Origin of the sequence: Flavobacterium hibernum (genome assembly GCF_000832125.1) — a bacterium.
Classification (GTDB): Bacteria; Bacteroidota; Bacteroidia; order Flavobacteriales; family Flavobacteriaceae; genus Flavobacterium; species Flavobacterium hibernum.
On record NZ_JPRK01000011.1, the window covers coordinates 97,927 to 118,576 of the forward strand.

19 protein-coding genes are annotated in these 20,650 nt (G+C 31.7%); 9 read left to right on the forward strand and 10 right to left on the reverse strand.

The window, feature by feature from the left end; all coding sequences use genetic code 11:
* Window positions 1-50: 50 nt before the first annotated feature.
* From gap to IW18_RS13300, 3 genes are all read right to left on the reverse strand, one after another.
* Window positions 51-1,055 (reverse strand): type I glyceraldehyde-3-phosphate dehydrogenase, encoded by a 1,005-nt coding sequence (gap, locus tag IW18_RS13290; RefSeq protein ID WP_041518371.1) that lies wholly within the window; start codon window positions 1,053-1,055, stop codon window positions 51-53.
* A gap of 88 nt (window positions 1,056-1,143) precedes the next feature.
* Complete coding sequence (gene pfkA, locus IW18_RS13295; RefSeq protein ID WP_041518372.1) at window positions 1,144-2,130, reverse strand: 6-phosphofructokinase; 987 nt, start codon at window positions 2,128-2,130, stop codon at window positions 1,144-1,146.
* Window positions 2,131-2,439: 309 nt separating this feature from the next.
* On the reverse strand, window positions 2,440-6,984 hold the full coding sequence (locus IW18_RS13300; RefSeq protein ID WP_438359803.1) for a translocation/assembly module TamB domain-containing protein: 4,545 nt from the start codon (window positions 6,982-6,984) through the stop codon (window positions 2,440-2,442).
* Window positions 6,985-7,136: 152 nt separating this feature from the next.
* Here IW18_RS13300 and tsaD point away from each other — a divergent pair, with 152 nt between their 5' ends.
* The 8 genes from tsaD (at window position 7,137) to IW18_RS13340 (ending at window position 14,421) form a co-directional block, all read left to right on the forward strand.
* Window positions 7,137-8,159 carry a tRNA (adenosine(37)-N6)-threonylcarbamoyltransferase complex transferase subunit TsaD gene (gene tsaD, locus IW18_RS13305; protein ID WP_041518374.1) on the forward strand — a complete coding sequence of 341 codons (1,023 nt, stop codon included), beginning with the start codon at window positions 7,137-7,139 and terminating at the stop codon, window positions 8,157-8,159.
* Window positions 8,160-8,162: 3 nt separating this feature from the next.
* Window positions 8,163-8,876 (forward strand): 16S rRNA (uracil(1498)-N(3))-methyltransferase, encoded by a 714-nt coding sequence (locus tag IW18_RS13310; protein WP_041518375.1) that lies wholly within the window; start codon window positions 8,163-8,165, stop codon window positions 8,874-8,876.
* Between the two features lie 189 nt (window positions 8,877-9,065).
* On the forward strand, window positions 9,066-9,704 hold the full coding sequence (locus tag IW18_RS13315) for a DUF4159 domain-containing protein (RefSeq protein ID WP_041518376.1): 639 nt from the start codon (window positions 9,066-9,068) through the stop codon (window positions 9,702-9,704).
* Between the two features lie 10 nt (window positions 9,705-9,714).
* Entirely contained in the window at window positions 9,715-10,212 is a 498-nt protein-coding gene (locus IW18_RS13320; protein WP_041518377.1) for a TrmH family RNA methyltransferase, read from the forward strand.
* A 297-nt stretch (window positions 10,213-10,509) separates the two neighbouring features.
* Entirely contained in the window at window positions 10,510-11,460 is a 951-nt protein-coding gene (locus IW18_RS13325; RefSeq protein WP_041518378.1) for a zinc metalloprotease, read from the forward strand.
* 110 nt (window positions 11,461-11,570) lie between these two features.
* The gene (locus tag IW18_RS13330) at window positions 11,571-12,662 is read left to right on the forward strand and encodes an AI-2E family transporter (protein WP_041518379.1); all 1,092 of its coding nucleotides are present in this window, start codon (window positions 11,571-11,573) and stop codon (window positions 12,660-12,662) included.
* A gap of 2 nt (window positions 12,663-12,664) precedes the next feature.
* Window positions 12,665-13,852, forward strand: a complete 1,188-nt coding sequence (locus IW18_RS13335) for a THUMP-like domain-containing protein (protein WP_041518380.1) — start codon at window positions 12,665-12,667, stop codon at window positions 13,850-13,852.
* Between the two features lie 2 nt (window positions 13,853-13,854).
* Window positions 13,855-14,421: a hypothetical protein gene (locus tag IW18_RS13340; protein ID WP_041518381.1), complete on the forward strand. Its 567-nt coding sequence runs from the start codon at window positions 13,855-13,857 to the stop codon at window positions 14,419-14,421.
* Here IW18_RS13340 and IW18_RS13345 read toward each other — a convergent pair whose 3' ends face one another.
* The 4 genes from IW18_RS13345 to IW18_RS13365 all read right to left on the reverse strand — a co-directional run bounded on the left by IW18_RS13345 (window position 14,422) and on the right by IW18_RS13365 (window position 16,926).
* Window positions 14,422-15,075, reverse strand: coding sequence for a M15 family metallopeptidase (locus IW18_RS13345; RefSeq protein ID WP_041518382.1), 654 nt, complete (start codon window positions 15,073-15,075; stop codon window positions 14,422-14,424).
* A 511-nt stretch (window positions 15,076-15,586) separates the two neighbouring features.
* Window positions 15,587-16,003, reverse strand: a complete 417-nt coding sequence (locus tag IW18_RS13355) for a hypothetical protein (RefSeq protein WP_115098662.1) — start codon at window positions 16,001-16,003, stop codon at window positions 15,587-15,589.
* A 145-nt stretch (window positions 16,004-16,148) separates the two neighbouring features.
* Window positions 16,149-16,418, reverse strand: coding sequence for a hypothetical protein (locus IW18_RS13360; protein WP_041518385.1), 270 nt, complete (start codon window positions 16,416-16,418; stop codon window positions 16,149-16,151).
* Window positions 16,419-16,635: 217 nt separating this feature from the next.
* Entirely contained in the window at window positions 16,636-16,926 is a 291-nt protein-coding gene (locus tag IW18_RS13365; protein WP_041518386.1) for a GNAT family N-acetyltransferase, read from the reverse strand.
* Between the two features lie 241 nt (window positions 16,927-17,167).
* On the opposite strand from IW18_RS13365, the gene IW18_RS13370 reads away from it, so the two are divergent.
* The gene (locus tag IW18_RS13370) at window positions 17,168-17,920 is read left to right on the forward strand and encodes a hypothetical protein (RefSeq protein WP_041518387.1); all 753 of its coding nucleotides are present in this window, start codon (window positions 17,168-17,170) and stop codon (window positions 17,918-17,920) included.
* A gap of 130 nt (window positions 17,921-18,050) precedes the next feature.
* Here IW18_RS13370 and IW18_RS13375 read toward each other — a convergent pair whose 3' ends face one another.
* The 3 genes from IW18_RS13375 to IW18_RS13385 are packed head-to-tail and all read right to left on the reverse strand — an operon-like array spanning window position 18,051 to window position 20,463.
* The gene (locus tag IW18_RS13375) at window positions 18,051-19,028 is read right to left on the reverse strand and encodes an aldo/keto reductase (RefSeq protein ID WP_041518388.1); all 978 of its coding nucleotides are present in this window, start codon (window positions 19,026-19,028) and stop codon (window positions 18,051-18,053) included.
* A gap of 26 nt (window positions 19,029-19,054) precedes the next feature.
* Window positions 19,055-19,426: a nuclear transport factor 2 family protein gene (locus tag IW18_RS13380; protein WP_052480166.1), complete on the reverse strand. Its 372-nt coding sequence runs from the start codon at window positions 19,424-19,426 to the stop codon at window positions 19,055-19,057.
* A 59-nt stretch (window positions 19,427-19,485) separates the two neighbouring features.
* Window positions 19,486-20,463, reverse strand: coding sequence for an aldo/keto reductase (locus IW18_RS13385; RefSeq protein WP_041518389.1), 978 nt, complete (start codon window positions 20,461-20,463; stop codon window positions 19,486-19,488).
* Window positions 20,464-20,650: the final 187 nt, after the last annotated feature.

Genomic DNA, 20,650 nt, shown 5'->3' on the forward strand with positions numbered 1-20,650 from the left:
GAAAAATCCCGTTACAATTAAATAACGGGACTTTACAAAAATATATAATATTATTTTAAACCTGCAATATGTACAGATAAATCGATCAATTTACTTGAGTAACCGTACTCATTATCGTACCAAGAAACAAGTTTAAAGAAAGTTGAATTTAAACCAATTCCTGCTGTAGCATCAACGATTGAAGTTCTTTTGTCAGAAATAAAATCTTGAGATACAACTGCATCTTCAGTATATCCTAAAATACCTTTTAATTCATTTTCAGAAGCTTTCTTTAAAACAGCCATAATTTCTTCGTAAGAAGTTTCTTTAGCTACTTTTACAGTTAAATCTACTACAGAAACGTCAGCAGTAGGAACACGGAAAGACATTCCAGTTAATTTTCCATTTAAAGCAGGAATTACTTTTCCAACAGCTTTAGCAGCTCCAGTTGAAGATGGGATAATGTTAATGCTTGCAGCACGTCCACCTCTCCAGTCTTTTCTAGAAGGACCATCAGCAGTCATTTGAGTTGAAGTTGTAGCATGAACAGTTGTCATTAAACCTTCAACAATTTCGAAATTATCGTGAATTACTTTAGCTAAAGGAGCTAAACAGTTTGTAGTACAAGAAGCATTAGAAACAACTAAATCTGAAGCTTTTGCAGTTTCGTGGTTTACACCCATTACAAACATTGGAGCATCTGCAGATGGAGCAGAAATGATCACTTTTTTAGCACCACCTTTAATGTGCTCGTTTGCAGTTTCGATAGTTGTGAAGATACCAGTACATTCAGCAACTACATCAACATCAACTTCATTCCATTTTAAGTCAGCTGGATTTCTTTCTGCAGTGATACGGATATTTCTTCCGTTTACAAAAAGTTTTCCTTCTTTTACTTCTACAGTTCCATTGAAACGTCCGTGAACAGAATCATATTTTAATAAGTAAGCTAAGTGATCAACATCTAATAAATCGTTGATTGCTACTACCTCTACATTATCTCTATTGAAAGTTTCTCTAAAAACGATTCTTCCGATACGTCCAAATCCGTTTATTCCTAATTTTACTTTTGACATTTTACTTAATTTTTGCTTTTGTTTTTATTACACTAATTTAAAGTCTAATTTCCTCACAATAAACTTCTTTCCTTTTTAAACTTTTATTTTATGTTGACATGATTTCAGATACTCTCAACAATTCTCTATCAATTTCAGATTTACCTTTAATTGCTTGTTCAAGAGGCGTTAAAACTACTTTGTCTGCCTGTAATCCAACCATATAATTCGATTTTCCTTCGATCAATGATTCTACAGCTTTTACACCTAAACGGCTTGCTAAAACACGATCAAAACAAGATGGAGAACCACCACGCTGCATGTGTCCTAAAACAGATACTCTTACATCATACTCAGGTAAATTAGCTTCAACGTAATCTTTTAATTCGAACACGTTTTTACCAATTTTATCTCCTTCGGCAATTACCACTATACTTGATGATTTTCCTGAAGCTTTACTTTTTTGAAGAGAGTCTAGTAATCTATCTAAACCTAAATCTTCTTCAGGAATAAGAATTTCTTCGGCACCTGCTCCAATTCCGGCATTAAGAGCAATATGCCCTGCATCTCTACCCATAACCTCTACAAAAAACAGACGATTATGTGAACTTGCTGTATCTCTAATTTTATCAATACAATCTACAACTGTATTTAAAGCAGTATCATAACCTAATGTATGACTTGTTCCAAAAATATCATTATCGATTGTACCAGGAATTCCCATTACCGGAAAACCGTATTCTGAATTAAAAATTAATCCTCCGGTAAAACTTCCGTCTCCTCCAATAACAACAAGAGCATCTATTCCTGCTTTTAAAAGATTTTCGTGTGCTTTTTTTCTACCTTCAGGGGTTCTAAACTCAACTGAACGAGCCGATTTTAAGATCGTTCCACCTTTGTTTACAATATTATTTACACTTCGAGGTCCCATTTCTTTGAAGTCACCTTCGATCATTCCTTGATACCCTCTATAAATTCCGATGCATTCTATATTATGAAAAGCACATGTTCGAACAACTGATCGTATTGCGGCATTCATTCCTGGTGAGTCTCCCCCAGATGTTAGAACACCAACTTTTTTTATTGTTTTTGGCATTATTTAAGTATTAAAGTGTAAAATTAGCAAACATTCACCACTTCTCGGGTTATGTTTATAATAAATTAATAAAATATGTTAAATTCAAACGTTTTCGTTAATAAGTTTTTTAATAGCAAAAAATTCATTTAAAATAATAAAAGGTACTTTTTTTAATTAAATCTTTAAAATTAACAATACATAAATGAAGTGTTATAAAATTCTACTATTCATATCAACGTCTTTAAAAAAATCAATCTTTAAAATTAGCACAAAAAAAACCATTCACCGCAGTGAATGGTTTTATATAATATATTTTTAACAAATCAGTTAATAATCATTATCAGGAATTAATCCTTGATTGTTTTGCGGCTGAGTAGTTTTCTTCTCTTCCTCCTTCTTATCCGGTTTCTTTTTATTCTTCTCGGCATCTTTTTTATTAGAGAAATTAACAAAGTCCGGATTTAAATATGAATCTTGTAAATCATCCGAAGAACCTTTTTTAGCTCTTTCTAATTTATGATTTTTAAAGAGTTTATTAACCAACTCACTAAAGGTATCAAAATCTACTTCGTACGAAATACCAACTCCTTGAGTATAACCAATTCCCTGTCCTATATAATTGATATCATTTTCTTTATTGAATAAACGAAGATTCATTGAGCCATCTTCATTTACTCTGTATAATATCTCGATATCTCCAACAATCGCAGATTCATTAACACCTCCAACCGGAACTCCTAGTTTTCCGTTTATAGTGATTCTTTCATTTACCTGAGAGGTTATATTTGCAACAAATTGTCCATCTGCTTCCTGACCCAATCTTTTATCAGCAGATATGTAATTTAAATCGATGTTGACTTTATCGTTATCTGATTTAATAATACCTCCTAACAAACTAGATGCTGTTTCTGTAAGTGTTCCTGACAAATCGCCCTGACTAAATCCGTCTGTACTCATAAACGAACCTGTAGACAATAGATACAATGCCTGCGTTTGACGAATATCTTTATCATCTAACTTATATTGTATTTCAGATTTTAATACATTACTTACGGATGGAAACTGAATATCAAAATTAGGCTCCGGACTTGTTAAATCTCCTCTTAAACCTATCACAACTTCTACAGGTACTTTTTTATTGAACGAAGATGTATTATCAAGCAATACAGCCGGATTTGCCGAAGTTTTATAAACTGCTTCTAGATTTAACTGTGCTTTCATCGGGTTTCCTTCCCAAATAATAGATCCTCCTTTTTTAACGGTGAATTTTTTATCGATTAATCCACCATATTTAAAGTTGTATGTTCCTTCGTATGCCTGGAAATCTCCCCACATATTAAACTTACCAAGTGTATTAATTTTAAACAGCAACGATCCATAACCTTTTCCTTTCATACCATGTCCGGAATTCCTATCTAAGATTACTTCGACCTCTGCATCTGGCGTAATATCAAAATCAAATTCCAGTTCCAGACCATTATAGTTTCTTGTCTTTTCTACAATACCATTTGCTAGGTTGTATTTTTCTTTTGGCGTTACAAAATGAATCCAACTACTCTCTCCTACACTCTGGGCATTATTAATAGGTATCTTGACTTCGGTTCCTTTTTCAGATTTGGCGTCTACCTTTATAAACAAACTTTCTGTTGGTCCTTTTATGCTCGCAGATCCATTTATAAATGCTGTACCAAAATACGCCGCATCTTCACTATCTTTTGTATCAAGTGCCACCAATCTTTTTGAGGTAATATTTAAGTCTAATTTCCAATCGCCAAAATTATGATGTTCAATACTTCCGTTTAACAAACCTTTAGTTCCGTATTTTGTATCGGTAAGCTGATTATTTCTAAACAAAAACTTCTCATCTGTTAAATCGATTACGGTACGATCGCTCAATTCATAATCCACATTAAGATACGGAATTGTCATTCCAGCCTTTTCAACATACAATCGTCCGTTTATTTCCGGTTTTTTAAGATTCCCGACCACCGCAGCATTACCCGAAACTGATCCGCGAATGTTAGACAAAACATCTCCTCCAACTGTACCTAAAGTAGCCAGATTAAATCCTTCCAGTTTTAAATTCAAATCCAGGAAAGTTTCCTTATTCTCGATTGCAAAAGTTCCGCCTGCTCTAAACGATTCTGCAAATCCATTTTGAATAGACGAGTTTATGGTAAACTTTTTAAAAGTTTCGTCTCCCGCAATATCAAAATTCAAAGTTCCTAAATCAGTCTTGTTCAAATTAAGATGATCAATTACAATGGATGCCGTTGGCTGAAAAACATTCTTATTCTGCTTATAATTGACATTTCCATTTAAGTTACCATTAAAAACAAACTTAGAATTAAATGGTGTAATCTTATTGATATCAACATCTTCAAAATTCAGTACAATGTCCTTATAGTCACTTCCTTTTATTACACCATTTAAATCGATTTTCTGATTTTCGTGGGATAATATAATATTGTCAATGGTAAAATTTTTAAAGAATTGATCAAATACAATCTGATTATCTTTCTCTTCATCTTCATTTAAATACCACAGATAATCTTTAAATTTCATTTCAGATTTCTTGATACCAACAATATTATTTTTATTCTTATCAATAGTATGATACAAATCGAGATTAAAATAATCCTCGCCTTTTTCGCCACCTTTAAACTCAGATCGAACAAACAAGGTATCTTTTGATGTTACATTGATTAAGTTAAAATCACGTACTTTATAATATGGAGTTTTAATACTATCCAACTCGACAAAAGCATTATAAAGCGCATTTTTATTGTCGACATTGATTCTGATATTATCAAATGTATTTTTTGCTGCGGTAATCTTTTTAGAGTTGAATTTGAACTTAAACTCCTGTAAATCGGCATCAATTTTTCCGCGCACCACAGTACTCGAATCAATATTAATTTCCGGATACAGCATTTCAACAACTTTATCGTAAACATGAAAATTGAAACGCAAAAATTGTCCTTTTTTAACTTTGTAAGGCTTGTAGTTCGTATAAAGACTTCCAACTGAATTCATTACTAATTTATCCAATTGTGCAAACTGAAACTTACCAACTATCTCTCCATTCACAACATCATTGGAGCTAATTGTTATGGTACGCAACTTATCAGCATCAAAATTAGAGTTTACTGTAATATCATCAAAAGCATACGTTGATTTTGGATTTTGATAAACAGCATCTTTGATCGAAACGCTTCCCTGAAGATTTTCAATAGAATTTCCGCTAACAGCAACAATTGCATCACCTCTAAAATAAGATATAGAATCGCTTACAAATTTAAGTTTACGCAAATCGGCATTTTCTACATTAATATGAAAATCGTATTTACTTTCGCGTTTACTCAAATCAACCAAACCATCAAAAGTCAAATTTAAATTTGGATCATTTATAGAAACTTGTCCTTTATAATAGGGCAATTTAAAGTTTCCATTAACTACAATATTATTATAAGTATATTTATTATAATCCAGTTTTGCGATATCACCTTTTATAATCGTGTTTAGATATTTCTCAGTAAAACCAACACCATCAACATCTAAATTTAAGGTCGTTTTTCCAATATCTTTTCGATCTAACAAAGCACCAACATTAAAATTTTCCAGAATTACATTTCCGGAATAAGATGCTTTATCGATAAAATCAATATTATTCATGTGTAAATCGGCTTCACCATTACCTAAGTCGGTAACCATTTTAAATTTAGCCTCCAAAGCCGTTGTCGAAACTTTTGCTTTTCCAACAATATTAAATTTACCAACGCGCTGAAGTTCTTTTGGAAGTTTCTTTCCTAAAATACCTGGCAATAAAACGACTAAATTATCATAGCTTGAAACAAGTTTATCAAACTTTCCGTCCATTGCAAACTTTTGAGTTTTGCTCCCCAAAAGATTTTTAAAATTTATGGTACCATTAATCTTAGAACCATTTGTATCACTCAAATTAAGATGTCTTAAATTAAGATCATTTAATGTTCCTCGTATTTTTGTTTTAATTTTAAAGTGCTGATTTTTACCTAAACCATCGTAAAAATAGCGAATATCATTAGACGCTAACGAAGCAGAATCTAAAACAACATTAAACTTTACTTTATCTGTAAAATCAAGAAAATCCTCTATTTTATAATTTAGAATAGCCAATCCGTAAATTGATGATCTTTTGGTTTTTATAGCCAAATTTTCAACTTTTATCTGCTTTTTGGTATAACTAAATTTTCCTGCAAAATTTGAAACGTACAAACCACGATGATCTAAAAATGAAAACCTATGAATGGTAGTATTTACATCTGGCCCATAAAGTTTAAAATCACTTATATACGCGTTCAACTTTTTAAAATCCAGAAATTTAGGTGTCGCTTTATTTTCATCAATAACAGAAAAAGCTCCTTTAGAAATATAAGCATTCTTTGCTGTTAACAAAAAGTGCTTACTCGATTTGGTTCTTTGTGGACTAGTTTCAAATCGTTTGATAAACTTATTAATATTGTTCTCGTCTTCGTTTTTATAAGTTTTCAAATTGAAAATCAATCCTGTTAAACGCAGATCGCCAAAGATTAAATCACCATCGATTAATCTTTTTACACTTACAATATCAGTAGTAATAATATCAGAGTAAATTAAAGTCTTTTTGTGATGATCCAGAATGAGCACCTTCTTGAGTTTTACACCACCAAAAATATTGATCGCAACTTTCTCTACAGAAATATCGGTTTTAAAATCTTCGTTTAAAGTTTCGGTAATGTATTTTGCGATTTTTGTTTGAACAACAGGCAAAGCCAATATGATAGCCAGTGCTAACAAAAGTAAAATTAACCCAATTAGGGTTCGTGATATTATTTTTTTTACTTTTCTGATAGCTCTTTTATTTTAGTTTTCTTTTAAATTTATTTTGAACAGACAAAGAACGGCTGTTTTTGATAAAAATTCTTTAATTTTGGCTTCTCCTTATAATAAAAGAAAATCAAATATTTGATTTGTCAAATATAATTCAAAATTCGTGCCTTTATATGCAAAATTCAGAGGTTTTTATTCTTGCCATCGAAAGTTCATGCGACGATACTGCTGCCGCGGTTTTACATAACGACAAAGTACTCTCAAATGTTGTTGCCAACCAGTTAATTCACACGCAATATGGCGGTGTAGTTCCTGAACTGGCTTCGAGAGCACATCAACAAAATATTGTACCCGTAATAGATGCCGCACTTCGTAAAGCAAATGTACAAAAAGATCAATTAACTGCCATTGCCTTTACACAAGGTCCGGGCTTAATGGGGTCATTATTGGTAGGAAGCTCTTTTAGCAAATCGTTATCATTGGCCTTAAACATTCCGTTGATTGCTGTAAATCATATGCATGCCCATATTTTGGCTCATTTTATAGACGAAGAAGGTTTTGATAAACCTGGATTTCCGTTTTTAGCTTTAACCATAAGTGGCGGTCATACACAAATTGTAAAAGTAAATGGCTTTTTTGATATGGAAATTATTGGAGAAACTACGGATGATGCCGTTGGAGAAGCTTTTGATAAAAGTGCAAAAATTCTTGGTCTTCCCTACCCAGGCGGGCCATTGATTGATAAATATGCAAAAGAAGGAAACCCAAAAGCTTTTGCTTTTACGAAACCAAAAGTTCCCGGATTAGACTTTAGTTTCTCTGGATTAAAAACAGCAATTCTATATTTTATTCAGAAGCAAAAATTAGAGAATCCAAATTTTATCGAAGAAAATCTAAATGATATTTGTGCTTCTATTCAATACACAATTATCGAAATTTTGATGGACAAGCTAAAATTAGCGGTTAAGGAAACCGGAATCAAACAAATCGCTATTGGCGGAGGAGTTTCGGCAAACTCAGGAATTAGAACCAGATTAAAAGAAAGTGAAGGAAAATACGGTTGGAAAACCTTTGTTCCTAAATTTGAATACACAACCGATAACGCTGCAATGATAGGAATTGTAGGATATCAAAAATATTTATCAAGTCGTTTTGAAACTTCAGCAGTTGTTTCGAAAGCGCGAATTCAATTTTAAATTATGCAATTATTTTACAATCCTGATATTGATGAAAGAACTGAAAGCTTTTCTTTTGATAAAGAAGAAAGCCGACACATTATAAAGGTTTTAAGAAAAAAAGATTCAGATATATTACACGTTACCAATGGTTTTGGTTTATTATTCGAAACCGAAATTACTTTAGCATCAGACAATAAATGTATTGTTAAGGTTCTTTCGATAACAAAATCTCCGGAACCAAAATTCCGTTTGCATTTGGCGGTCGCTCCAACCAAAATGAACGATCGTTTTGAATGGTTTTTAGAAAAAGCTACCGAAATTGGAATTCAGGAAATTACTCCAGTTATTTGTGATCGTTCTGAGCGAAAAGTGATTAATTTAGAGCGTTTTGAAAAGATCATTTTATCGGCAATGAAACAATCTAACGAAACTTTTTTGCCAAAATTAAATCCAGCTATTTCTTTTAAGGAATTCATTAAACAAAAAAATGACGGCTTGCAATTAATCGCGCATTGCGAAGAAACAGATAAAAAATCTTTAAAAGAAGTTTTGAAACCAAATGAAAACGTAACAATTTTAATTGGTCCAGAAGGAGATTTCTCTGATAAAGAAATTGCATTGGCTTTAGAAAATAATTTTCAGCCCGTTGCGTTAGGAAATACTCGTTTACGTACAGAAACTGCTGCGATTGTGGCTTGCCATAGTGTTGTTTTTTATAATGAAGTAACGAATTAAAGTCCTTTATTCCCATCAATGACGCTAGTTTTGTCATCTCGAGGAACGAGAGATCTCACTCGTTGATCGACAAAGATTGACAACATTCTGTTCGGAGTTACTAGTGTATCTTCGACTTCGCTCAGGATGACAAAAAAAAAGGAAAGACAAAAAAGCGTTTAAAAATATTACATAATAATTTATCATTATATGAAACGTATAGTTTACTTATTGTTACTTTTTTCAATTTCTTCTTTTTCACAAGAAATTGCATTGCTAAAATATAGTGGTGGTGGCGATTGGTACGCAAATCCAACATCATTGCCCAATTTGATCAAATTTTGTAATGCTAATATTAACACCAAAATAAAAGCAAAACCATCTACTGTTGAGCCTAGTAATCCAGATTTACTTTCGTATCCTTTTGTACACATGACAGGACACGGAAATGTGGTTTTTAGTGATGATGATGTTGCTAATCTTAGAAATTATCTAAATGGCGGTGGGTTTCTTCATATTGATGATAACTATGGAATGGATCAATATATTCGAAAAGAAATTAAAAAGATTTTTCCAAACAATAATTTAATAGAGCTTCCGGCAAATCATCCAATATTTCAAAAACCATATCCTTTCCCGAACGGTTTACCAAAAATTCACGAACATGATGGTACTCGTGCACAAGCTTTTGGAATTTTTGTAGACAATAAATTAGTCCTTTTATATACTTACGAATGTGATTTAGGTGATGGATGGGAAGATCCTGAAGTACATAATGACACTGCCGCTGCTAGAGAAAAAGCTTTAAAAATGGGCGCCAACATTATCAATTATATTTTTACCAATTAAACGCTACAAAGTGCAACTAACTCACGAAGAAAATCAATTTGAAAGAAAAACGTTTCCAATTACACTGGTTTGCGATCATATTTACTTTCAACAAAATATTGGTTCATTATTTAGAATTAGTGAAGCTTTTGGTGTCGAGAATATTATTTTTTTAGGAAAAGATATTCCATTAACTCCCCGAAAAATAAACAAAACCTCACGCAGTACACACTTACATGTACCACATATTGTTATTGAAGAAACAACTGACTTGGTTGATTACTTACTTCAAAACAACTTTGAAATTATTGCTTTGGAAATTGCAAGTAATAGTAAACCGCTAAAAGAAGTTGTAATTCCTAAAAATCAAAAAATAGCCCTATTGCTAGGAAGTGAAATTGATGGGATTTCTGATGAACTTTTAAAAATTTCGAACCAAATTGTACACATAAATATGTTCGGAAAAAACTCCAGTATGAATGTTGTGCAAGCTGCGAGCATTGCCCTTTATGAGATTACTTCTTTATAAAAACTGAACTCTAAAATTTCCTTTAGAAGTACCATTTCCTTTTTTTACATCAAATTGATTTGATAAAATAATCGTTGAAATACAGATAATCACGACAAAATGCATTTAAAAAATTAAAAAGACAGAAAAAACTTATCAATATTTTTTAATCATTTTTTATAGGAATCAGTGTTTGTAAGGGTTTGTAAAATTCTCACAAATATTCTATTGTAAAAATTTTGCTACAACATCATTTTGTTATAAAATTGCGTTATAAATAACCAAATTTAATTTTTTATAACAAAAACCCAAATTATTATGAAAAAAGTTCTTTTTACCGCACTTGCAGCGTTAATGCTGTTTGCTTGCCAAAATGACCAAACTGAATCTACTGGTTCAGAAACTAATACAGCAACACGTCGTGCATGTGCATCACAACAAGTGTTAGAAGCTCAATTGAAAGCTGATCCGATGTTAGCCATCAGAATGAATGAAATTGAAGCTTTTACAAACAGGAGTTTGATTACCAATCGTCTTGTAAATGGAAAAATCGAAATTCCGGTTGTTGTAAATGTTTTATACAGAACCGCAGCTCAGAATATTTCTGACGCGCAAATTCAATCGCAAATTGATGTACTGAACAAAGATTTCAATGCATTAAACTCAGATTACAATAATGTTCCTGCTCTTTTTGCAGGGGTAAAAGCTAATGTTGGAATTACATTTGTTTTAGATCAGATTATTAGAAAATCGACTACCAAAACTTCATGGGGAACTAACGATGCGATGAAAAAAACGGCTCAAGGAGGTCTTGCGCCAACATCTCCAACTACAAAACTTAACTTATGGTCATGTGCCATTGGTGGCGGAATCTTAGGTTATGCACAATTTCCTGGTGGCGCATCTGCTACAGATGGAGTTGTAATTGATTCTAAGTATTTTGGCTTATCTGGCGCTGCAAATGCACCATTCAACTTAGGAAGAACCGGAACTCACGAAGTAGGTCACTGGATGAATTTACGTCATATTTGGGGAGATGCAAATTGCGGAAGCGATTTAGTAGCAGATACTCCTACTCATAATGAAGAAAATTACGGTGTTCCTGCATATCCTCATTATAGCACTTGCACAGGAACTCCTGTAGAAATGACTATGAATTATATGGATTATGTTGATGATAATGCTATGTATATGTTCTCGCAAGGGCAAAAAAGCAGAATGGCCGCTATATTTGCTTCCGGTGGTCCAAGAGCAGCTTTTGGAATCTAAAAGACAACAAAATAATAAAACTAAAAGCGAGATAATATCATCTCGCTTTTTTTTGTTTCTCACTAAAATTTAAAAAGCTTTTTCCTATATTTAGCATCTAAATTAGAATCATGACAACATCAAAAAATATTTCGAACGGAATTTTAAGAGCCTTAGCAACTATCTTGATTGTAGCGGCCGTATTATACTTTTTATACGAAATACAAACTGTAATTGTTTATTTATGTATTTCGCTAATATTGTGTTTAATTGCAAATCCGTTGGTACAATTTTTAAAACACAGATTAAAATTTAGCAACTCGCTTGCTGCAACAACTGCTCTTATTTTATTTATTCTGGCGATCGTTGGATTTATATTATTATTTGTGCCTTTAATAATTTCACAAGCCAATAATTTATCTTTATTAGATACTAACAGTTTACAGCAGCAGTTTATTGAAACCGAACATACGATTGAAGCTTATTTTAATATTCAACATGTAGATTTAAATAAAGTTCTAAAAGATTCTAAAATTACGTCTATTATTGACTTTACCTATTTTACTGGTTTTCTAAATTCAATCTTGGGTTTTATGGCAAATATGGGAATGGGATTGGTATCTGTATTTTTTATCACCTTTTTCTTTATTAAAGATCAGGATGCTTTTAAACTAAGTGCCAGAAAAATTCTTCCTGACACAAATGAGGATAAAATATTAAACTCTATCGCAAAAATAAATCATTTTTTAACCCGATACTTTATTGGTTTACTACTACAATTAACGGTGGTATTTATTTTATATCTAATTGTTTTAATGATTTTTGGAAATAAGAATGCGTTTGTAATAGCTTTTTTATGCGCCATTTTAAATGTTATTCCATACATAGGGCCAATAATTGGAACTATATTGGCTGGACTTTTAACTATGATTAGCATGATTGGAAGTGATTTTCAGACCGAAATTCTTCCGAGAACAATATATGTAATCATCGGATTTTTGTTGGTTCAGGCTATTGATAATAACATCAGTCAACCGATAATTTCATCAAAAAGTGTAAATTCGCACCCGTTAGAAATATTCTTGGTAACTTTAATTAGTGGAATTACTTTTGGGATTGTTGGAATGATCATTGCAATTCCGGTTTTTACGATGGTAAAAGTAATTTTAAAAGAATTTTTTCCTAACAATAAAGTTGTATCTGTATTAACCGAAAGAATTTAGCATTGAACACTATTATATTACGCCAGGATATTCAAGATTTTATAACTGAAAATAGTGGCGTTTTAGTTTCAAAATTAGCACTTCAGAAAAACCCTTTTCCTGAAATAGATTGGATTTTAATTCTAAATCAAATTGGAGCAAAATCTAAAGCAAAGGAAAAATTACCAACTTGGTTTTCGACTGAAAACATTATTTATCCTAGTAAAATATCTGTAGAACAAACCTCATCTGAAAAAACGGCAATTTATAAAGCTTCCTTAATTGAAGGAAAAACTTTAATTGATCTTACGGGAGGTTTTGGTGTTGATGATTATTACTTTTCCAAAAAATTTAAAGTCGTTGCACATTGCGAAATCAATGAAGAATTATCGGAGATTGTAAAATATAATTTTGAACAATTAGGTGTAAAAAATTGTTTTTGTTATGCCGATGATTCTGCCAACATCTTAAACGAAGCTGCATCAGGTTTTAAATGGGATTGGATTTACATTGATCCTTCGCGTAGAAACGATGCTAAAGGTAAAGTTTTTATGCTAAAAGACTGTTTGCCAAACGTTCCGGATTTATTAGATTTCTATTTTGAGAAAGCCAACTCTATTTTAATAAAAACTGCTCCGTTATTAGATATCTCGGCAGGTTTATCTGAACTCAAATTCGTTAAAAACATTCATATTATTGCACTTGAAAATGAAGTAAAAGAATTGCTGTTTGAAATTCACAATCATTACAAAGGCGAAATCACGATTAAAACAGCCAATATTTTAAAAGAAAAGATTGAAACTTTTGAATTTGTTTTGGGCGACGAAACTGTTTACGCATCGTATCATTTACCACAAAAGTATGTTTACGAGCCAAATTCGGCCATTATGAAATCTGGTGGTTTTGATGAAGTCAGCACTATTTTTGACATTAATAAACTGCACAAACATTCTCATTTATATACTTCTGATGAATTAATCGATTTTCCGGGACGTCGTTTTGAAGTCGAAAAAGTGATTGGTTACAGTAAAAACGAAATGAAATCTGAACTTGCTAATCAGCAAGCAAATATCACAACGCGAAACTTTCCGGACACGGTAGAAAACATTCGAAAAAAATGGAAAATAAAAAATGGAGGAAATTTGTATTGTTTTTTTACAACTGATAAAAATGATAACAAAATAGTTTTAATTTGCAGAAAAATAACTTAAAAATGAAACAACTAATTACACTAACCCTTTTTTTATTAACCTTTACTGCTTTTGCCCAAAAACCGTGTGAATACAGTGCAAATGTAAATGACTCTATTGGTAGTTATAAAGTAACTAACGAATATATGGTTAGCGAAAAGTATTTTGGTGGTACTTTTAATTACATCTTCTTTTCGTTGGCTCAGACAGATGGTTTACCAACTTTAAATTTACAATTGATTCAAAAAAGCAAAGATTTTATAAAAGCGAATTGCTTCGATAAAAACTCAAAAATCTTTTTGCAGTTAGAAAACGGAAAAATCGTTACGCTAATGCATATTAACCAAGAAAACTGCGGAACGCTTATTCGCGATGATAAAGGTTTTGATAACCGTGTAAACACAGGAATTTTTATGTTTATGAAAGATAATTTTGAAGAACTAAAAAAATCTCCAATCTCAATCATGCGAATTAAATACTTAACAGATACAGAAGATTATATTGTAAAAGCCGACTTAACTTCGGAGTTGAATGGTAAAGTTTATCATCCCAATACGTATTTCATCGAAAACATTAGATGTGTTGAATAATTAATTGCAATCCCATTTTTGATTGGAAACATTATCTTTTAAACCTGTTTTCAAATTATAATGCCACCATTCTGAATCAAATGAGTTGAAGCCATTTTTTATCATTATATCTTTCAGGTATTTTCGATTTGCTTTTACAGATACGGGCAATTTTTTATAATTATGACTTGCCTGAATCCCAAAGAAATCAAAAGAAGTTCCCATTTCGAGTTCTACTCCATTAGCATTGACTAAAGTAATATCAACGGCTCCTCCTCTATTATGGATGGAGCCTTTTTTTGGATCAGCAACATACTCTGGCTTTGGCACAATCTCCCACATTTTTTGCTGAATTGATAAAGGTCTGTAACAATCAAAAAGTTTAATCTTACAGTTGTCTTTCATAAACTCTTTATTGGCTGCTATTAATGCTTTAACTGTTTTATAGCGCAACATACACTCGGCGCAATCGTATACTTTGGCTTTTAGAAAATTATCTTCGGTAGCATATTTCATATCATAAACAAAATCGCTGCTGTAATCTCTTAAATTTACAAAAGTAGTATCGGCAATTTCCTGTGTTGTTTCGCTTGAATATACCTCATTTTGAGCTTGTGAAGAAACCATCCAAAAAAGAGAAATCAGAAAGAATAGAGTTTTAGTAAATCGTAACATGAGCTGTGAAATTTGAAAAATGAAATTAAACAAAAAAATCCATTCTCTTATTTAATATTTAGAAAGTCTTTAAAATGTAAGATTTAGATAGCCTTTAAATTACCTTTAAAACTCACCATTTTTCCATTGCAAACACTTTGAATTTAATTTTTAGCATTTAGTTTTACGATAGTTCGATGTTTTTCTATGAGATGAAATGACAAAACAAAAAGCAACATTGCAAGTAGATAAAAGTAAATATCACTGGAATTAGAAATCCAAAATACAGCAAAATAACTTACGAGAAATGAAACAATCCCAATAAGAAAACCAATTATAAAAAAGATAAATTTATTATGTTTTGTTAAGACCAGAAAGTAAATAGAGCTTAAAAGTATGATCATCTTAAATCCGGAAAAAATTCCACCATCTTTTCCTGAATGATACGAAATGTCTGTCTCGATTTTAAAATTAATATAAAATATGATACTTATATTAATTAGAATTAGCAGCAAGATTAAAGCTTTTTTCTTCATTTGATTTCGATATTATACTCTTTTATAACATACATATCAAGAACAGATTTGCTATATTTTATGTTCAGAATATAATGTTCTATTATATTTTTTCTTGACAAGTGATCCGGATTACTATAACCCAAACTATATCCTTTATCTTCAAAATGATAATACACTAAATCTGATCTGCCTGAAATATAATTTTCTATTGGTAACTTTATTTCCTGAGTAGGCGAATCATTTGCTTTACATTCTAAATAAAAATTAATGGCTACTTTGATCGTGATAAAAATAAAAAATGCCAAAATAAGACATCCCAAAAGATCAATAAACAGATCTACTTTATCGTATACTTTCTGTTTCTTTTTAGTTAGTTTGATTTTGTTTTTTTCTTTTTCTTTTTGATTATATTGAAATAAAAGTATAAACATAATTAAAGAAGAAAACAGAAACAATGACGCATTTAGTACAAAGGGAAAATTTAAAATCAATCTGTATCCTCTTTGAAAGATAATTAATATAAACACCATCACGAAGTATATCCATCGTTTTGAAAGTATCTTTTCTGTCATTATTTTACGATAATTTATTCACTCGTTTTTTCTTTATAATTTTAAGTATAAAGAAGATAATCAAAACAATTAGAACATTAGTAACAAGATTAATACCTCCCATAAAACCAGATTGTGTTTCGGTTCCTGAAATGTCAAATTGATAATATATTGCCGGATATCCCACAACGAAACCCGTATTAAATGGCGGAAGTCCAAACAACAAACTATATAAAGCTGTTGCTAAAAAGTACACTATTGCAATAATTATTACGGTAAACAAACTCTTTTTCATAAACGATCTGGAACTAGATTTTTTAAAACAATACTTTGCAGAAAGGTACTATTATTTAAGTATTAAAGCCAAAAATTATAACTTTTGGCTTTACTGAATATTTTTTTTAATGGATTTCGTTAATGAATAAACTTCATTTTTAGTGCCGAAAATTGCGTGTACTTTTTTAATTTAATAACTATCATATTATAACAAAATACAATTACGTAAGCTATTTTTATTCTTTATTATGAAACAATGAATTTGCCTGATATTCCGGATGCTTATCGATATAAGCTTTTATATACGGACAATAAGGTTTTACTTTTAGATGATGTTCCTCGGCATAATCCAAAACATATTTTGCTATGTAAGCAGCTATTCCTTTTCCTCCTAATTCCGGCGGAACTTCGGTATGAATATAAGCGATACCACCGCTAAACAATTTGTATTGTTCAAACGCAATTTTACCGTCAAGATGAATCTCAAAACGTTTATCTTTTTCATTATTTATTACAGTGTATTCCATGATGATTTTTTTTAGTGTTGTAAAATTAATACAGAATAGAGCGCACAACGCTTAATCTAGGACAAGAAATTCAGAACAACAAAACTCATTATTTCTAAAAACAAACTTAAACTGAAGTTTTACTCTAGGTGAAATTTTATAACTTTACTACTGCAACATTTTTCAACGTATTGCAGAGAGCATTTGCAAATTCATCATTTTGTGCTCTAAAATTGTGGCAGAACTTCTAATTCTTTAGAAAATGAAAAAAAGAGAAAAACTACAAATTATCAAAAAGCATTATCCTAATGCGTTAACTACCATAGATTTTATAAACAAAGTTATTGATTATGTTGAAGAAAAACTAGATCTGGAGCCCGCTCAGATCATGTTAGCCGATAGTATTTGCAGCGACGATGTAAACAGTATTCAATATCCAGCCAGGGCACTAGAATTTTTAGGCCCTTTTAAAATGGGTGGTTTAGACGGATTTCCTTTTACAGGACTTACAGGAATGCAAGCATTTGCAAGTCATGTACCAGACGAAGGTGCTGTTTTTATATACTACGGCCCTCACATTGGAATTTCGAAAGAAGGAATTGTTGGTGAGATCAATCGCTTTGGGCAAAATAAAAACTCGAGTTGCTGCGGTGCTGCCAAAGGAGCCTTAAATAAATTATTCGATAATAGCATTGAACCTGGAAATATTACAGAAATGGATTATCAAATGAATACTATTGAACAAATCTTATACAATCAAAAAGATAGAATTCTAAACCACAACATTCCGCTTTATGAAGCTACAGAAGTAGTTTATGAAGCCATTGACCAACGAATTCAAAAACTTGTTGCAGCTACAGAATACAATTGTAAATATGTTATTCTGGCTGGTATAATTTTGATTAACAGTGATAGTGATGTAGGTTCTTTTAATTCGACCAAAAGATTTGAAATCATCAATTTAAAAACGGGAATTAAAGAGAATTTAATCTCACATATAAATGCTACTATATAATCATTAAATAAAGTACAATATTCGAAATTTCTTAATTACAGCTAATAGTAATTTTGCATCTCAACTTAAAAAATAATCTCAAACACAATATTGATGTTTGAGATTATTGCGGATAATGTAAGTTTGATTTTTACTTCCCTACACTTTTTTGCAAGTGAGCAGGATAACGATCTCCATGTATTGTGGTTTGTGAAAATGCGTAATCTATTTTTTTGATATCATTACTAGATAAATTAATTGATGCGCCTCCTATATTTTCTGTTAATCGATGCGATTTTGTTGTTCCGGGAATAGGTACAATCCAAGGTTTTTGTGCCAATAACCAACCCAATGCAATTTGTGCAGGAGTAGCTTCTTTTTGATAAGCAATCTCACTTAATAGCTCTACTAATCTTTGATTTGCCTTTCTGTTTTCTTCAGTAAAACGTGGCACTATATTTCGAAAATCACTACTGTCAAATTTCGTATTCTCGTTGATTGCTCCTGTCAAAAAACCTTTTCCTAGCGGACTAAATGGAACAAAACCAATTCCTAACTCTTCAAGTGTTGGTAAAATTTCTAACTCTGGTTCTCTCCACCAAATAGAATATTCACTTTGCAAAGCCGTTACAGGTTGAACTGCATGTGCTTTTCGAATGGATTCAACACCTGCTTCTGAAAGTCCAAAATATTTCACTTTTCCTTCCTGAATAAGTTCTTTTACAGTTCCTGCCACATCTTCCATTGGAACGTTTGGATCTACTCTGTGTTGATAAAATAAATCTATAACATCAGTCTTTAATCGTCTCAAGGATTCTTCAGCAACTGCTCTAATCCTTTCAGGTCGGCTGTCTTGTCCATTATTAGCATTTCCATCTTTAAAACCAAATTTGGTTGCGATAACAACCTCTTTTCTAAACGGATTTAAGGCTTCTCCAACTAATTCTTCATTTTCAATACCATAAGCTTCTGCCGTATCAAAAAAGGTAATTCCTTGTTCGTAAGCTTCTCTAATTAATTTTATACCTTCTTTTTTATCAATCGCGGGTCCGTAACCAAAGCTCAATCCCATACAGCCCATTCCAAGAGCCGATACTTCTAATCCGTTTCCTAATATTCTTTTTTGCATGACTATATATTTTAATTAAATTAATTTTAATATCCTGAAGTCGTATGTAAGTTAACCAATTTCCATTGGTTATTTTTCTTTGTGTAAACTTCGGTGTAAACCAAATTATATTTGCTTACGCCATTTACGGTAAATAATGCTTTTCCAACCAAAACAGCTGTATCACCATATACTTTAGCGCTATGTTCTTTTAACTCAATTTTATTGTACACAAAACTTCCTGATTTTAATTGATTAATCCATTCTTTTTTGGTAGTGATGTGACCTGTAATATGAATAAAAACCAAATCATCATCAAATAATTCTTGGACTCTATCAATTTGCCCACTAGTTTTCCATTTGAATTTATCTAGTGATAAGTTCAAAATTTCCTTCGAAGTATTTATAGTATCTTCCATTATGCAATAATTTTTTTTATAGTTACAAAAGCTTTTGTCTCTATCAAATTTCTTATTATTTATTCTTCAGATAAATCGAGTAATCCTTGATTCAATCTAGCGCCCTGAAAAGTTATATTTGCAAGTCCGCCTTCAATCTCTTGTAAATCTTCTGACGATAGTTCGACCTTTACAGATTTTATATTATCATCTAAATATTCTATTTTATCCATTCCTGGAATTGGTACAATAAAAGGCTTTTGAGCTAGTAGCCAAGCCAAAGCAATTTGAACAGCTGTTGCATTTTTTCGATTTGCGATTTTCGTTAGCAACTCCACAATTGGCATATTTGCTCTAATTGCTTCGGGCGTAAAACGCGGGAAAGCAGCTCGTAAATCTGTATCACTATCAAATTTGGTATCAGGCGTAATTTTACCGGTTAAAAAGCCAGTTCCAATTGGAGCCCAAGGCACAAAACCAATTCCTAGTGTTTCGCAAAGTGGTAAAACTTTAACCTCTGGCTCTCTTGTCCAAATAGAATACTGGTTTTGAACTGCCGAAACGGGTTGAACTTTGTGAGCGCGCTGAATGGTTTCGGCACCAGCCTCTGAAAGTCCAAAATATTTTACTTTTCCTTCCTGAATCAAATCTTTTATTGTTCCTGCAACATCTTCAATAGGCACATTTGGATCTACACGATGTTGGTACAATAAATCAATATAATCTGTTTGTAATCTTTTTAAGGAAGCTTCAACCACTTTTCTAATATGTTCAGGTTTACTATTAATTCCGGTATCTGAAATCATCCCGAATTTTGTAGCTATAATTACTTCTTTACGAAAAGGTTTTAATGAGGTTCCAACCAGTTCTTCGTTAGTAAATGGACCATAAGCTTCGGCAGTATCAAAAAAAGTGATTCCTTTTTCATAAGCGGAACGAATTACTTTAATTCCTTCATTTATATCTGCAGCTTTTCCAGTTCCAAAACTCAAATTCATACAGCCCATTCCTAGAGCTGAAACTTCTAAACCTTGTGTTCCTAATATTCTTGTTTTCATTTAGATATTCTTTAAATTTATGGATAACAAAACTTCATTAAAATTTTGATGGTACAAATTTCCTTCAATAACAGTATCTTTATTGTATACAGATTACTGCTATTATTACCATTTTTACTGATTTACATTTCTAACCTAACTCACTAACAATCTGAGCTGTATATTTGTATCAATAAACTAAAAGAAC

What these genes read in the sequence shown, in the direction of transcription:
- gap (WP_041518371.1), bottom strand. Translation starts at nt 1,055, where the DNA reads ATGTCAAAAGTAAAATTAGGAATAAACGGATTTGGACGTATCGGAAGA.
- pfkA (WP_041518372.1), bottom strand. Translation starts at nt 2,130, where the DNA reads ATGCCAAAAACAATAAAAAAAGTTGGTGTTCTAACATCTGGGGGAGAC.
- tsaD (WP_041518374.1), top strand. Translation starts at nt 7,137, where the DNA reads ATGCAAAATTCAGAGGTTTTTATTCTTGCCATCGAAAGTTCATGCGAC.
- IW18_RS13310 (WP_041518375.1), top strand. Translation starts at nt 8,163, where the DNA reads ATGCAATTATTTTACAATCCTGATATTGATGAAAGAACTGAAAGCTTT.
- IW18_RS13315 (WP_041518376.1), top strand. Translation starts at nt 9,066, where the DNA reads ATGAAACGTATAGTTTACTTATTGTTACTTTTTTCAATTTCTTCTTTT.
- IW18_RS13325 (WP_041518378.1), top strand. Translation starts at nt 10,510, where the DNA reads ATGAAAAAAGTTCTTTTTACCGCACTTGCAGCGTTAATGCTGTTTGCT.
- IW18_RS13330 (WP_041518379.1), top strand. Translation starts at nt 11,571, where the DNA reads ATGACAACATCAAAAAATATTTCGAACGGAATTTTAAGAGCCTTAGCA.
- IW18_RS13340 (WP_041518381.1), top strand. Translation starts at nt 13,855, where the DNA reads ATGAAACAACTAATTACACTAACCCTTTTTTTATTAACCTTTACTGCT.
- IW18_RS13345 (WP_041518382.1), bottom strand. Translation starts at nt 15,075, where the DNA reads ATGTTACGATTTACTAAAACTCTATTCTTTCTGATTTCTCTTTTTTGG.
- IW18_RS13355 (WP_115098662.1), bottom strand. Translation starts at nt 16,003, where the DNA reads ATGTTTATACTTTTATTTCAATATAATCAAAAAGAAAAAGAAAAAAAC.
- IW18_RS13360 (WP_041518385.1), bottom strand. Translation starts at nt 16,418, where the DNA reads ATGAAAAAGAGTTTGTTTACCGTAATAATTATTGCAATAGTGTACTTT.
- IW18_RS13365 (WP_041518386.1), bottom strand. Translation starts at nt 16,926, where the DNA reads ATGGAATACACTGTAATAAATAATGAAAAAGATAAACGTTTTGAGATT.
- IW18_RS13370 (WP_041518387.1), top strand. Translation starts at nt 17,168, where the DNA reads ATGAAAAAAAGAGAAAAACTACAAATTATCAAAAAGCATTATCCTAAT.
- IW18_RS13375 (WP_041518388.1), bottom strand. Translation starts at nt 19,028, where the DNA reads ATGCAAAAAAGAATATTAGGAAACGGATTAGAAGTATCGGCTCTTGGA.
- IW18_RS13380 (WP_052480166.1), bottom strand. Translation starts at nt 19,426, where the DNA reads ATGGAAGATACTATAAATACTTCGAAGGAAATTTTGAACTTATCACTA.
- IW18_RS13385 (WP_041518389.1), bottom strand. Translation starts at nt 20,463, where the DNA reads ATGAAAACAAGAATATTAGGAACACAAGGTTTAGAAGTTTCAGCTCTA.